This is a genomic window from Amycolatopsis sp. NPDC033938, assembly GCF_055575975.1.
Genome location: NZ_JBVIRO010000003.1, coordinates 554,034 through 568,535 on the forward strand (window position 1 = coordinate 554,034; position 14,502 = coordinate 568,535).

Annotated in this window: 8 protein-coding genes (1 of these 8 cut by a window edge); 4 read left to right on the plus strand and 4 right to left on the minus strand. The window is 67.7% G+C overall.

Annotated features, from left to right (window positions below):
• Both ACZ5ZX_RS12185 and ACZ5ZX_RS12190 read left to right on the plus strand, forming a co-directional pair.
• Window positions 1-8,154 carry the 3' portion of a WXG100-like domain-containing protein gene (locus ACZ5ZX_RS12185; protein WP_465502037.1) on the plus strand. 20,196 nt of this gene lie to the left of the window's left edge, so 8,154 of the gene's 28,350 nt are visible here — the last part of the coding sequence; the start codon falls outside the window, past its left edge; the stop codon is at window positions 8,152-8,154.
• Entirely contained in the window at window positions 8,147-8,824 is a 678-nt protein-coding gene (locus ACZ5ZX_RS12190) for a type VII secretion system-associated protein (protein WP_465502038.1), read from the plus strand. Before ACZ5ZX_RS12185 ends, ACZ5ZX_RS12190 begins: the two co-directional genes overlap by 8 nt.
• 203 nt (window positions 8,825-9,027) lie before the next feature.
• Here ACZ5ZX_RS12190 and ACZ5ZX_RS12195 read toward each other — a convergent pair whose 3' ends face one another.
• The 4 genes from ACZ5ZX_RS12195 to ACZ5ZX_RS12210 form a co-directional block, all read right to left on the minus strand.
• On the minus strand, window positions 9,028-10,509 hold the full coding sequence (locus ACZ5ZX_RS12195) for a multicopper oxidase family protein (RefSeq protein ID WP_465502039.1): 1,482 nt from the start codon (window positions 10,507-10,509) through the stop codon (window positions 9,028-9,030).
• Entirely contained in the window at window positions 10,418-11,026 is a 609-nt protein-coding gene (locus ACZ5ZX_RS12200; RefSeq protein WP_465502040.1) for a hypothetical protein, read from the minus strand. Before ACZ5ZX_RS12200 ends, ACZ5ZX_RS12195 begins: the two co-directional genes overlap by 92 nt.
• A 51-nt stretch (window positions 11,027-11,077) precedes the next feature.
• The gene (locus ACZ5ZX_RS12205; protein WP_465502041.1) at window positions 11,078-11,869 is read right to left on the minus strand and encodes a nuclear transport factor 2 family protein; all 792 of its coding nucleotides are present in this window, start codon (window positions 11,867-11,869) and stop codon (window positions 11,078-11,080) included.
• 204 nt (window positions 11,870-12,073) lie between these two features.
• Complete coding sequence (locus ACZ5ZX_RS12210) at window positions 12,074-13,108, minus strand: zinc-binding dehydrogenase (protein ID WP_465502042.1); 1,035 nt, start codon at window positions 13,106-13,108, stop codon at window positions 12,074-12,076.
• A 332-nt stretch (window positions 13,109-13,440) separates the two neighbouring features.
• Between ACZ5ZX_RS12210 and ACZ5ZX_RS12215 the strand changes: the two genes are divergently transcribed.
• On the plus strand, window positions 13,441-13,812 hold the full coding sequence (locus tag ACZ5ZX_RS12215; protein WP_465502043.1) for a hypothetical protein: 372 nt from the start codon (window positions 13,441-13,443) through the stop codon (window positions 13,810-13,812).
• Between the two features lie 100 nt (window positions 13,813-13,912).
• Window positions 13,913-14,455, plus strand: a complete 543-nt coding sequence (locus ACZ5ZX_RS12220) for a hypothetical protein (protein WP_465502044.1) — start codon at window positions 13,913-13,915, stop codon at window positions 14,453-14,455.
• The last annotated feature ends 47 nt before the right edge of the window (window positions 14,456-14,502 follow it).

A 14,502-nucleotide genomic window follows, 5' to 3' on the forward strand; every position in this document is an offset into this window, starting at 1 on the left:
TCGGTCGCGGTGGACTCCAGCGGTCTGCACCTGCCGTCGGACGGCGGGTTCGCCCGGGTCTCCGCCCTGCGTGCGGGCGATGTGCGGGTCTCCCAGGTCCCGGGCGCCGACGGCAAAAATCTCGTCCAGGTCGTCCACTGGCCGAACGACCAGACGACCATGACCCGGCTGCGGGCATGGGCGAACAGCACGACGGCCACGACTTTGCGTCTCCTCGGCCCGGACGGCGACCCCGTGCCCGTTCCGTGGCGTCCGGACAACCCACCGGTCATCCTGGTGGCCGCCCGGCATCCGCAACTGGGCTACCTGCTCGTCCAGGGCGACGGACAGCCGAGGGCCCTTCCGGCGGCCGGGCTGGCCCGGTCCCAGCGGGACGATCAGGTCCTGCGGCTGATGCTGGGCCGGGGCGACGGGCTGAGCACGGTGAAGACGCCGGTGTTGCTGATCGACCAAGGCCGTGATCACGCGGATCTGGTCGCGTTCGCCGAAGGGATGGTGCCGGGCGGCTACCGGCGTACCTTCCACCGGATCACCGGCCCGGTCTCGTTCCTGCCCACCGGTGAGCTCCAGGTCAGCGGTGAGATCCAGACCCACCTGCCTGCGCTGCCCGATTCGCCGCTGATGGTCAGCCGCCCGTTGACCAACTCCCGGCGAGGCACATTCGGCCAGTACTTCCCGTCCCGGGACTTCGACGGCGGACCGATGGAGATCGCGGGTGTTGCCGGCAGCGACGCCAGAACGCACGAGTACTACGTCCGGGTCACCGACCAGTCCGGTGTGGACGGGACGCTGAGCAAGACCTTCCGCGCGCCCTGGGCCGGACGGCGGACGTGGACCTCGATAGGACACGGCACCGCACTCGGCTTCGGGGTGGCGATGCCCACCGATCACGAGTTCGTCCTTGGTGACATGGTGCTGCTCTCCGGTACCGAGATGGCGCCGGTGCTCTACCGGAGCGAGGTCTACCGGGCGCACAACCCGTCCCCGGCGAGCAACCTGGTGCTGTTCCAGTGCTCGGTGAATTCCGGTGCGGACGGCCCCGGGGGCGGGACGCCCGCGTACCTGCTGCGGCTCGGCTGGGAGCAGGGTGAGGGACCGGTCTCCGTTTTCGCGGCGACGAATGTCGTCGGGCAGGACCATCCGATGCGATTCAGGGTCGAAGGCGGGGACTTCGTCGAAGTACTGCCGCCGGGCCACATTCCTCCTGCCCCGGTCGAGCACACCGGTTTCGCCCACCCGGCGGCTCAGGCAGGTGAGTCCGACCTGACGGAGACCTCCAGGTCGGCGCCGGTGCAGGCGTTCGCCGGTCTGGGACTGACCTCGAGCATCGAGGCCGCAGGCACCACGTTCCCGGAGCCGGCTTCCTCACCGGAGTCCTTTGTGGACCCCGAACAGGTGCGGCGGGACGAGGTGAACGCCGAACTCGGTCACCGGCGCGTCTTCCAAGTACAGGGCTCGCCACCGCGACTGGAGGGTTCCGGAGCGCGGCGGGAACTGCGGAACCTGGTGAGCGCGTTGAAGCGGGCTGCCGCGTTCCAGCAGGCCGACGGACTGCCGATGCCGCAAGTGACGATCCGCGGGCTGGGGCCCGGTGCCGACCACATGGCCGCCCTGCTGCGCGCGGAGCTGGACGGCGCCGGGCCTGCACCGCACATCCAGGCCGTTCCCACCCTGCAGAGCGCGATCACCGTCGACGTGACGGTGCGGACAGCGCCGAACGGATCGGTGCACGGCCCCACCGCCTCGTCCGTGGGCGCGATCGGCTTCGACTCGGCCACCACGCCGGATGGCGCCCGCTGGGAAAGCCTGCACCAGGCGATGCCCGAGGAAGACGAGCGGAAGACGTTCCGGGTGTTCGCCGAAGGACGCGACGGTGGCTTCGTGCTCGACGGCATCGTGGTGAACGGTGCCACGCTTGCCCGGCACGTGCGGAACTCGCCACGGTTCCGGGCACTCGCGCGGGATCCGAAAGTGCCGGTGACGCTGCTCGGGGCGGATCCGGCGGACCCGGACGCCGCCAAGCGGGCGGCGAAGGAATTCGCCGAGGCACTGCGGGGCGGCGGGCCGTTCCGCACCGTGCTGGCGGCGTCCCGGCCGTTGGCGATCGACGCCTCCGGTCGGGCGGTGCCCGTGCAGAACGGGCAGCTCACCCTGGTGGCGGAGATCCGGCCGGACGATGTCGAGTGGATTCCGTTGAAGGGCGCGAACAGGCGTCAGTTCGGGATGGGTTTCGCCTCGAAGGATCGCCTCAGCCAGGATCTGCGGAGCCGGGCGCTCCTGGTGAACGACCACACCTTACGTGCCGGGTACGAGACCTATCAGGACAGTGACGGCAACTGGCGGAAACAGACCACGATGTGGCCGTGGGCGACGGCGGTCGGCGGAGAGCGAACCCGCCCGGTCCAAGTGCTGCTCGACGAGGTGGAAGGCAGGTTCGGCGCGTCGCTGACCGACGCCAGCACCTGGTACGTCGACCCGAACGAGGCTGCTCGTCTCCTTTACCGGTCGTCGATGTTCCAGCAGCTGACCGGGGGAACGGTCCGGCCGCCGCTTCTCGTCTTCACCTGGAACCTCGGGACGGCGATCGGCGCGACGAGCACGGCCAACGCCAGGCTGTTGGCGCGGCTGCGTGAGCTGGCCGGGCCTTGGGAGGCCTACGACTACTCCGGCACCTACGAATTCGCCCGCAACACGATGATGGAATTGCCGCGGGGCGCGAAAATCGTCGAAAGCGGCGGGCCATCGTGGCGGGACGTGACGCTCGTATCGTCGGAATCCGTGTGGGGCTTCCCGGTCCAGGGCGGTTCGCTGAAGACGGCGGTGCTGGAGAGGTTCTTCGACGCCGTCGACAACGGTACGGCTCTCGTGAACGGGGTGTGGGGGGCCAGGAAACCCTTGCTCGTGGCCGTGGACTCGCCGGACGGCACGTTCGCCAGGATCGACGGCAAAGCCGGGGTCGTGCTCGAACCGGACGGTCGAGTATTCGGGCGACTGTTGCTGAGCGATCCGCTGTTCCGGATGACGGTGAAGACGAACCCGGCACGACCGGTGGTCCTGGTGGCGCGCGACAGTGGCAGGCGCGTGAACTTCGGCGGCTTCGGCTTCGACTTCGCAGGCGTTCTGCACGACAAGGGCCTGTACTCCGACGTCTACGCGCCCACGGGTGACGCTTGGCTGGAACCGGACCGGATCAGCACCGGCGATCCGTCCGATTTCGTGAAGGTGTCGGAGCTGCGGGCCGGGGATTTGCGGACCGTGGTGCTGAAGAACACCGGCGGGGAACCAGTCGCGCTGTTCGTCCGCTTCCCCGGCGACCAGGTGTACTACGCGCGGGCCAAGCAGTGGGCCGCTCTCGCCACCGCGAACGGTCTGCGGAAGTTCCTGGTCGACGACGGCCATCAGCCTCCCTACGCGGTGAACTCCCCGTGGCAGGGGCTGCCGGGCTTCCTGTTGACCGGGGCGGGTCCGCGGGGTTATCAGGCGATCCGTAAGGACGGGGCGCCCCAGTCGCTCACTCCGGCAGAGCTGGTCAAGATCGTCCGCGCCGAACCCGCTCTGCGGGCGATGCTGGGCCGGGGCAAGGCCGTGTCGTCGGACAAGTCGCTGGTGGTCGTCGCGCTGAACGGCAGGGTGGCCGGACTCGGGGAGATCGCACGCGGCCTGCAACGCGGTGGCTACTCGCGCTTCGTCTACCGGCCCCCCGCCAGGATCAAACTGTCCACCACCGGCCGGATCACGATGGACGGCGGCGCCTTTCAGGTCGAGCCCCCGTTCGCCCCGACGGCGGACGAGGTCCTCAGTCACCCCATGGCCAACGACATCCTCGGGGTCCACGGGCAGTACTTCCCTCTCGACGAGGAAGACGCCCACTACATGTTCCTGGCCGCCTTCAACGATTCCGCGGTGCGGCAGTCCTACTTCTTCCGGCGGACGACCGACCAGGACGCGAGCGGCGCGACGATCACGCGACTGACGCCCTACCTCTCACCGTGGGCGGGAAGCCCGCGGCGACCGTGGTTCCTCGACGGCCATGGTCTCCAGCAGGGGATGCCGATAGCGCTGAAGACCGATCGGCCACACCACATCGGGGACGAGGTGGCCCTCACCGGACTCACGGCCGCGCGCATCGTGCACGGAAGCGAAATCTATCGACGAGCGGCCCCGGACCCCGAGAGCCCTGTCGTACTGGGGCAGTGCTCACTGAACTCTCCGGCCAACGGAGCCGCCGGCGCACCCGCCCTGCATTACACCGTGGAGTGGCGGAAGCTGGTGCAGAAGCCGGTCAAGGGGTACGGCGCCACCGAGGTCGTCTATGTCACGGACACGACCAGCATCCGCAAGTTCAAGGAGAAGGACGGGCTCTTCACCGAGGCACTTCCGCACGGCGAGCAGTCCGATCCGCCGGTACCGCTGGGTGATCTCGCGGCGAGCGCGATCGGGCCGGTGACGGCGGAATTCACCGGTGACGGCGGAATCCTGTCCGAAAGCGAGATCCAGGAAATCCGCGACGCCGCCCGGAGAGTGGTCAGGGCGGCGTCGTGGCGGCAACGGAACAAGGTCGCCTTGCCCGAGGTGACGATCACCGGGTTCGGCGGCAAAGACCTCGCCGCGGTGTTCTCGGCCGAAGCGCGGTCCGAAGCGCTGCGTATGACCGGCCTGGGCTTGCCCGTCGACCCCGACGACGTCGTCATCCACGTCGTTGCGGCCAACGCGGGCTCCGACGTGGACGCCCTACGGCGCGCGACGCTCGAAGTCGTGCTCCCGCCCGCGGAACTGGGGGAGAAGGAGATCGCCCAGGCGGCCGCGAAGACGAGCAACAAAGCCATCAGTGCGCTCAACGAGGCGTTCGCCCTCCTCGCCCCGGGGCAGCCCGCGAACAACCCGGCCACGGCCCCTGACGTGCAGACCGTGCAGGCGCACGGCTCCCGACCGGAGACCGGCTCCGAACCCCGTCACGGCGTGCCGGAACTGCTCATCGAGCAGAAACCCGGCAGGACCGGCCTCACCGCGGAGCAGACGAAACTGCCGGCTTCGGCGCCCAAAGCCCCTCGGCGGTCCCACGACTCCGACGAAGACCTTTCGATGGAGGAGACCGGCCCTCCGTCGAAGAAACGCGCGCTCAGCCCGCGGGTGAGCGTCCTCGACGGTGCGCCGCAGGCAGTCGGTGCGGCGCTCTTCTCCACCGACCCGGCCACCTTGGCGCTGTGGCGAGAGATCTACGACGAGCTGCCGCCGCGGCCGATCAACGGGCTCCGCAACCCCTTCTACGTTTTCGTCATCGCGCGCGACGGCGGATTCGACGTCGACGGGCGGTTCGTCGACGGGGCCGGGCTGGCCGCGCAGGTGCGCGGGACCCAGGCGTACCGGGACGCGCTCGCCGCGGAACCCGATCTGCCGGTGACGGTGATCGGGGTCGACCCCGCCCGGCCGGATACGTCCGCTCGCGCGCTGCGCGAGTTCAGTGACGCTCTACGCGGCAATGGTCCATACCAGGAGATGAACGCGGCCGATCTGCCCGCTTCGGAACAACCGCAGTACGGCGGTTTCCACCGCATCTCCAGCCCGCGCTTGGCAGACCTGAATTGGAAGAGACTGGTCGACGCGCACGGACGGGACTACGGGGTGGGCTTCCCGGCGAACGCGAGCGCGGCGGAGGCCTTGGAGTCGGGTGCGCGCCAAGCCACGGATCACGCTCAACGCGTGATCGCCGGACGCCCCGACGACGCGGACGACGCCTCGGCTTCCGCCGACACCGGGCGATGGACCGAGACGATCGCGGCCTGGGCCGGGGCCACCGAGGACGATCGCGCCCGTCCGTTGCACCTGATGTTCGAAAGTACGGACGGCAGAGTCCTCGTGCGATTCAACAGTGGTGACGAACTGGAGCTGACCGAGGGGGAGGCCGCCGAGCTGGCCCTGGCGACCGACGTGGTCACGCGAGCGCGTGCGGAGGAGATCCGGCGGCCCCTGATCGTGGCCATCAACGAGCTGACCACGGGTTCCGACTGGGATCCGGCTCCCAACCTCCTGGCTGCCGTGAAGGCGTTGTCGGGTCCATGGCAGAGCTACTTCATGACCGGCTCGGTGGAACTCGACGAGGATGCCGGATTCCTGACCGTGCCGAAGGGCGAACGATTCACCGAGGCACCGCTGGCCCTCGACGACGTCGACCACGTCTCCTTCGGCTCAGTCTTCGGTTTTCCCACCGGGCCGGATCGCGCTGCCGGAGCCCGCGCGCTCCGGAGGTTCGCCGACGGAACCAGCCGGGTACTCGGCGAATGGGGTGACCGTGAGCCGATCTTCGTCTCTCTCGACGGCTCGAAGGGGCACGCGAAGGTGGGGCTGCCGAACGGGATCCACGCGGAGGTCGAAGGCGGTGACCTGGGACGGCAACTGCTGTCGGACACCGGTTTCGTGCGGCTGCTGCGCACCGAGCCCGGCCGTCCGGTCGTGCTGGTCTCCCCGCACGGCGCGGCCCGGAACACCTTCGGCGGCCTGGGGTTCGATTTGGCCGGCGCCCTGCGCGCGGCCGGCTATTTCCCCGACGTCTACGCGCCGACCGCGGGTGTGTGGATCGAGTCCGGTCACCTCGTCCGGCAGGCAGGTTCGACTTTCGAACTCGTCTCCGGCTGGCGTGCCGGAGATCTCGCGACCATCACGCTGAAGAACGACGACGGCTCTCTCGTGGTCAAGGTCATGCGCTCACCCGGTGACGGTGAGCTCGTCGAGCAGCTGCGGAACTGGATCCGCGAGGCGAGCGGGGACACCCTCTTGTCGTTCATCGACGAGAACGGTCTGCGGCCGGAAACGCCATGGGGTCCGGGCACGCCACCGGTGCTCGTCGTCGGCCGGGTCAGTCCAGACGGCGCTTACTCGGTGGTCCGTCACGACGGGGCGGTCGGCACGGTCTCGCACAGATCACTCGGCGAGGTGCTGCGCGACGACGAGGGGTTGCGGGCCGCCATGGGCGACCTCGGCCTGACTCCGCTCCTCCTGGCCGGTGTCGGAGGCTCGCCACCACCACTCAGGGAATTCGTCGTCGCGATGGCGGACGGTGGCTACCATCGCCCCATGTACCGCCCGCTCGGTGCCGTCTCGTTCGCGGAGCCGGGCAGGCTCACCGTCGACGGCACGGGCTTCGAGACACTCGACGCCATACCGCCAGGGCCCGGACGGCTGGTCAGCTACCCGCACGTGCGATCCGACGGTGTGGTGCACGGGCAGTTCTTCCCCACACAGCCGCTCGATGCCCCTCGAGACGCGTTGCACGGTCTGAACTACACCGGTGAGAAGCAGCGGACCTACTTCCGGAAGTCGCGGGGAACCGGGCTGAACCCGTTCGACCAGGAGGTGGAATCGCCCTGGGCCGGCCGGGATCCGTGGTTGATCGACGGCCACGGTTTCCCTGAAGGGTTGGCCTTCGCGTTGACCACCGGACGCCCGCACGTACGCGGTGACGTGGTCCTGATGAAGGGGCGGGGAGCGGCGCGGGCGTTCTACGCCAGTGAAGTCTTCGTCAAGGCGGGAGTCGAGCCGGATCGGCCGGTACTCCTCGGCCACTGCCAGAGCGACGCCACCTTCCCGGACCATCCCGTGTCGGTGGCCTACCTGACCAAACAGGCGTGGGAGCGGGACTTCCGGCCGGTGACGATGTTCGGCTCCGACAAGGACGTCCTGACGAACACGGCCGGGCGGATCTGGGTGGCGGACGGTGGCCGGTTCACCGAAATCGGTCCTGCTCCCGACGCCGCCGGCCCGCCTGCTGACTTGAGCGAGCAGGTGCTCCAGGTGCTTCTCGACGGGCTCCGCGACCACCCAGGCCACCTCGATTTGGCCGCCGTGTCCGCGCTTGTGGAGGGCTCCCCGGAGGCCGACGAGCTGTGGATCACGGTGATCGCCTTCCTCGCGTCGGATCCCGGCCTGGCCACCCAGGTCCGCACTGTCACGCTGCGGTCGGTCGACGACGCGGGCGTGCCCCGGCGTGTCGTGCTCCCGCCCCTGGCAGCCGAATTTCTGCGTCTCTCCGAGGACCCACCCACCTCGCCTGCTCCCGGCGAATTCACCCACCGAGCGGAACTGACCCGGCCGGCCTGGTTGCCGCCCCGCCGGGAGGCACACCCGACAACGAAGGAGGATCATGGTCACGATGACTGAGACCACGGACGGTACGCGAGCGGACGGTCCGCTGGAGAACTGGTTCCTGCTGATGGACCCCGCCTGGCGCCCCGCCTCGGAGAACGACCCTCCGCCGATCGAGGCGGTGGTCGGCCTGTGGCCGGTGGAAGCGGAGGGGAAGCTCGGCAAGTTCAGGGCGAACCCGGATTACACGCCGACCGACGAGAATTCGCCATCGGATCCGCTGGACGCCGTGCTGCGCCTGGTCCTGCAAGGCCGGGCGGAAGCCGAGCACATCCAGCTGATGCTGCGCGACACCCTGTTCGACATCGCGATGAACGGCGACGGCAACCCTTTGATCTCCAAATCCCCGGACGACATCCTCTGCGTCATCGTGGCCACCGGCGAACCCCACCGCCGTCGGCTCGCGTCGCCGGACTGGCGGCGGATCGACCTCGGCGAGCTGGTCGAACTGCTCACCGACGAGGTCGACGTCCTGTTCAACCCGGCGGGTCCCGCGGCGGTACGGCTGACAGGTGAGTTCATGCGCGAGACGTTGGAGCTGGACGACGAGCAGGTCGCGGAGCTCTACGCGAAGAGCAATCAGGACGCCTCGGGTCTGCGCGTGGTGATGTGGGAGCCCGGCGCGGAGGCGGCGGCCGCGCCCAAGGCGCCCGAGTCACGCCCGGACACACCGAGGTCCGAATAGCGCTCAAGTGAGGTTGTGCCCCGGCGGCGAGGGTCGTGAGTGGCAATGAGGGTCCTCTTGAGAGGTAACTCAAATGTGGCGTGTCCTGAAGGACCCCTTTGAGACGTTGAAGGTCTCAAAGGGGTCCTTCAGGACATCACGCCTCGACACAGGCAGCGGGCGCCGACCGCGCCACGTTCGACTTACCTCTCAAGATGGGTAGCTCACCGGCGCGGTACGACCTCGAACTGGCCCATCATCGAGTGCGTCGCGTGGTCGAGGAAGTGGCAGTGGAACGGATACCGGCCGGTATGGGTATTGAACGTCGCCTCGATGCGGACGACGTCTCCGGGGTTCAGCCGTACGGTGTCCTTCGGATAGGCGTCGTGGCCGGGTTCCGGCCTCCCGTTCCGATCCAGCACCCTGAACTGCACGAGATGCAGGTGCATGGTGTGCGTGATACCGAAGGCGGCGTCGCCGTTCACGATCTCCCAGATCTCGGTCGAGCCGTGCTCGATTCTCGCGTCCACGCGATTCGGGTCGAAACCCTGGCCATTGATCAGGAATTCGCCGGTGGCGGGCTCGAAGCGCAGGACGAAACGCCGCCTTTTCGTCACGCGCTCTCGAGGTGGGTTCCTGGACGGCCATCCCGGAATCCCGGCCTGAGCCAAAGGCGCCCGTACACCTGCCCAAGCGGGGATGGCGAGTTCCGGCTCGGCCGACGACACGCCGTCGCCGATCCGGAACTGCAGGATGTCACGTTTGTTCGCGGACAGGGCGACGACGTTCTGCAGCGCGATGGCGGTTCCCGACGGCACCGACCGGAAATCCACCAGCACCTCGGCGCGCTCCGCCGGCCACAGGTCGATCTCCTGCCGTACCGCCGGCACCCGCAGGAAACCGCCGTCCGACGCGATCTGCAGGAACCGTGCTCCGTTGGAGAGCTGGAACTTGAACACCTCGAGGTTCGAGACGTTGATCAACCTGAGACGGTACAACCGCCGCTTGACCTCGAAGTAGGGCTGGGGACGGCCGTTGACGAGGATCGTCGGCCGGTTCATGAAGTCGTCGTTCACGAAGACGAGCTGGCCGTCACCGTTCAGTTTCGCGTCCCTGAGCAGCAACGGAACGTCGAATTCGCCGCTGGGGAGTGGAAGGAGCGCGTCCACCGGATCGGACAAGAGGTAGGCGCCGGAAAGCCCCCGATAGACCTGCTCTCCTTCGAGGTGATGGGTGTGATCGTGGTACCAAAGCGTGGCGGCCGGCTGGTCGTTCGGATACCGGTACACCCTGGACCGTCCAGGTGCGATGGGATCCATCGGGTGCCCGTCACTCGACGCGGGCACGTTCGCGCCGTGCAAATGCACCGTCGCCGGGGATGCCATGGCGTTGACCTGCCTGATCACCACGGCGCGACCACGGTGGGCGCGGACAGTGGGGCCGGGAAAGCCTCCGTTGAAGGTGAGCGCCCTGGTCCGTATGCCCGGCAGGATCTCGTGCTCGGACTCCGCGATCCGCATGTCGTAGAAGTCCGTGTCCCACGTGCGCCGGGTGGGTTTCAGCACGGGGGGAATGGGAAGCGGCACCGAGAACGGCGGTAGCTCCAGCGGATCGTCAGAGAGCGCGGACGCCAGCTGTTTCGTCGGAAAGATCAGCGCCGCACCGGCCGCGGAACCGAGTTTGATCGCGTCTCTTCTGCTCAACACGTCGATCACCTTCAGGGGGAGGGGGAAATAGCCGCGGGTGCAGGGTGGCCGCGACAGCGAGAGCGAGTACGAAGGAGTACTGCAATACGGTGATCGCGGCGGACAGCGTGTTGCCGGGGGAAATGGCGTCGCCCACGGTGAGTTTCGCCAAGGGGATCGTCGCCGAAGCGGTGAGAACGGCAGACGCGGTCGCGAAGACCAGCATGGCCGCGATCCGCCCCGACACCCACCGCCGCGCGGCCGCGGCCGCGAGCAGTACGTTCGCCGCCGTCACGTGCACGGCGAGCAGCGTGATTCCGAGGAGATGGGGGACCGCTCGCGCGGCGATGGCGGGTGGCGAGGTAAGGGTTCCGACGGCTACGGCATGGTGTCCGGTACTCGCAGGACGAGAAGACGGCCGGCTCAGCGCGATGTCCAGATAGGACGCCCAGTCCCGGATCACCCAGGCCATGACCGCCGCGAGCGCGATCGCCGACAGGATGAGCGGGGTGGCGCGTGGTGACGCGGGCGAGGTCATGATCCTGCCTCGTAGAGGCGCCTTCCCGGCCCGCGTCACGTCGGCCACGGTTCAGTACATCGTGTGCGGATTGGCCGAGGTCGCGGGGATGTTCTCCCGGCTGGCCCAGTGCTCCACCAATTTCCCATTGCGGACACGGAACAGGTCGATACTGACGCTGTTCTCGATGTCGAACAATTTCTCCAGGTGGACGACGACCGCTACCAGATCACCCTCGGCGACGACCGCCTTGACGTTGGCGCGATATTCCGGCTGCGCTACGAACGCGTCATGAACGAACTGCTGCAGCGCGGCTTTGCCATTCGGGACATTGGGAAAATGCTGGTAATAGGTGTTGTCCCCGATATAGCGATCCAGTGCTTCCAGCCGGATTTCGTCGTTCGGCTGGTTGATGATCTCCGCGAAGGCCGCCCGTCCGACACGTTCGCTGGTGGCTTCGGTGGACAGCGGAAGTGGCTTGGAGATGCGGGGAAAGCTGAGTGTCGAGAACATGTCGTTGCCGATACCTTGCGGTTGGACGGCTTCGTTGACTTCCCAATGTTCGGCGATCTTGCCGTTGCTCAGCCGGAAAACGTTGACCTTGGCGATACCCCTGTCACCGGCTTTCGGCAGGAAGTGGCTGTGTGCCACGACGAGATCACCTTGGGCCATCGTCCTCTTCACGGAGAACCGCAGATTCGGGTTCCGGTCCCGCAGGTTCGCGTGGTATCGGCGGAAGGCCGCCCGGCCGTCGGCGATCTCGGGATAGTGCTGGACGAGGTCGGGGCGTACCACCTTGTCGAGGTGATCGAGGTTCCCGCGGTTCAGCGCGTCGAAGAAGCCGAGGACGATTCCTCTGTTCATCGCTTCTCCGACAGTGGTGATCGGTCCGGGTGAAGGCAGGTGCCGCTGCTCTGGTGCCGCGACCGCGGACGGGGCGATGGCGGGGACCAACGCGATGGAGATGATGATCGCCGTGATCCTGCGCAAGCGGGTTCGGGATGGTCGAGTCCGTGACATCTGATTCCTCGCTTTTGTCGAAGAAGTGACTACACGCGATGAAAAGGGTTACGGCCGCACCAGCACCTTGGTGGCCGTGCGCGCGTTCATCGCTTCATAACCGGACTCGATGTCGTCCAGGGACACTGTCCTGTCGAAGATCGAACCCGGGGTCAGTGTTCCCGCCAGCACTCGTCCGACGAGGTCCGGAAGGTACGCGCGGACCGGGGTGAGCCCTCCGGTGAGGGTGATGCCGCGGAAGAAGACCGGTGTGACGTCGGCGATCGGTGGCCCGCCCATCACGCAGACGGTCCCGCCGTCCCGGCAGAGGGCGAAGGCCGTGGTCTGCGCCTGTGGGCTGCCGCCGCATTCCACCACCACGTCGGCGCCGATCCCCTGGGTGGCCGCGCGGACGAAATCGACGGATTCGGCAACGCTCTCGGTCCCGACGGCCCGGAAGGTGTCGGTCGCGCCGAACTCCTTGCCGCTCCGTAGCCGGTTCTCATGTCTCCCCACCAGGATGATCCGGCCGGCGCCCGCCTCCCGGGCCGCGAGCACGGCGCACAACCCGACGGGGCCGTCACCGAGCACGGCGATCGACGAACCCGGTCCGACCCGGCCCGCCCGGACGGCGTGGAGTCCGGTCGCCATCGTGTCGGTGAGGGCGAGCAGGGAGGGAAGTCGTTCATCGTTCCGGTCCACCGGCACCGCCACCAGGTTGGCGTCGGCGAACGGTACCCGGACCGCTTCGGCCTGGCCGCCGTCGCCGTCCACGCCGAACATGCCGCCTGAGGCGCAGGCACTGAACAATCCGATCCGGCAGGTCGGGCAGGTCCCGTCGGCGAAATTGAACGGTGCGACGACCATCATCCCGGGGCGCAGGGTGGTGACGTCGAAGCCGACATCCTCGACCACGCCGACGAACTCGTGCCCGCATCGAGGGCCTTGCGCAGGTCCGGGAAGTCCTTGGTAGCCGTGCAGATCGGTGCCGCAGATGCCGGCGGCGACGACCCGGACGACAGCGTCACCGGGTTGTCGCAGCGCCGCGTCGGGAACCGTTTCCACGGTCAGCCGACGCTTTCCGTGTAGGACGGCAGCCTTCATGAGGACACCTCTCTCCGGGCCGCGGTGGTCGAATCCGGCTCACCCGGCTCGAGTCACCAGACCGTCCATCATGGCTCCCCACAAGGCAAACGGTCTGTGGCACCGGCTGTCCGTTCGTTCACCATTGTTGCCTGTTCTTCCCTCGCTCCCGCCTTCGTCGTACGCGGGATGAAATCCATGCTGGTAATTTGTTGCTTTTTCCGGTGTTCCAGTCCCAGGGTGTCGACCGATGTGGGAATGCGGCTGAATGGCGGTGGTTCACACGCGGTCGTCGGGAAAAAATGCGAAGTCCGCCGGAAACGACGGTTGCTCGAATGAGCCTGTGCACAACCATGACGACGAAACGGGGCATCGTGCGTTCAGAGGGGTACGGCCATTGGTCTGCGGCGAACACGTGGTCCGGACTGGAGGCAGGCAACGGCGACGGGGCGGCCCCGGCCATGCCGTCGGGTGTGCTGATACCGGCCCTGGAACTGGCCCGCTGGCTCGATCGCTACGTGAACAGGCTCCTCGGCGCCGGTGTCGAGGACATCGACGCCCAGGCGCGTGAGCGCGTGGACCTCATGGTCGGCCTCTCGAACGCAGCCGAGGCCCTCCGCGCTTCGCAACGCTGCGATCACGAATCCGCCGAACGAACGCTGCGCTCGGCGCTTGAGCTCATGCGGGGGATCGATCTCGACCGATTCGTCCTTTCCGTTCGTTAGCGCTCGGCGGATCGTGCACTCGGGCAGCGTTCGTTGACGGAAGTCTCGGATCATTTCCAGTGTGCTGTGCGAGACAACCGCACGCAGTACACAGGAAACCATGTCAGCCGGCGACGTCACAGCAGCGCATCCCGCTCGCATCGACTGCGTACTCGATGCCCAGCATCCGTATTTCTATCTCAGCGAGAACACCGCGTTGATCAATCCCAGGATCTCCACCTGGTCCGGGATGGTCACCGCGGCGGGCGGAAAGCTGCGGCTTCAGGTGCCGTGGACGGTGAAGCGGGTACGGGTCGTGACCCAGATGTACGCCGTCGAGCCGGAAAACGTGATCGAAGCCTACGACGACGTCATCGAGTTCGGTTACCGGTCGGCGACCGGGCTGGCCGCGTTGCTGGACTGGTCGCGAACGCTGGCGAGCCCGCTGGATCTGCCGGGCCCGGGTGACTACCGCCTCCGCTATCACGTACGGGCCTCGCCCCGGGAAGCCGTGGAGCCCGGAATCGAGCGCATCCCGATGGCGGAAGCGCTGGTTCAACTGTGGCCCTCGGCGCTCGGTGGTCAGGAAGAACTGCGGATCACGGGGGAACTAGGGAACTTCTGGCATCCCGGGTCGCGGCTGAAGAGCGTCTGGAACGGCTGAAAAACGGCCGTCGGGCGGACCGTCCCCACCACGGTGATTCCACGGCG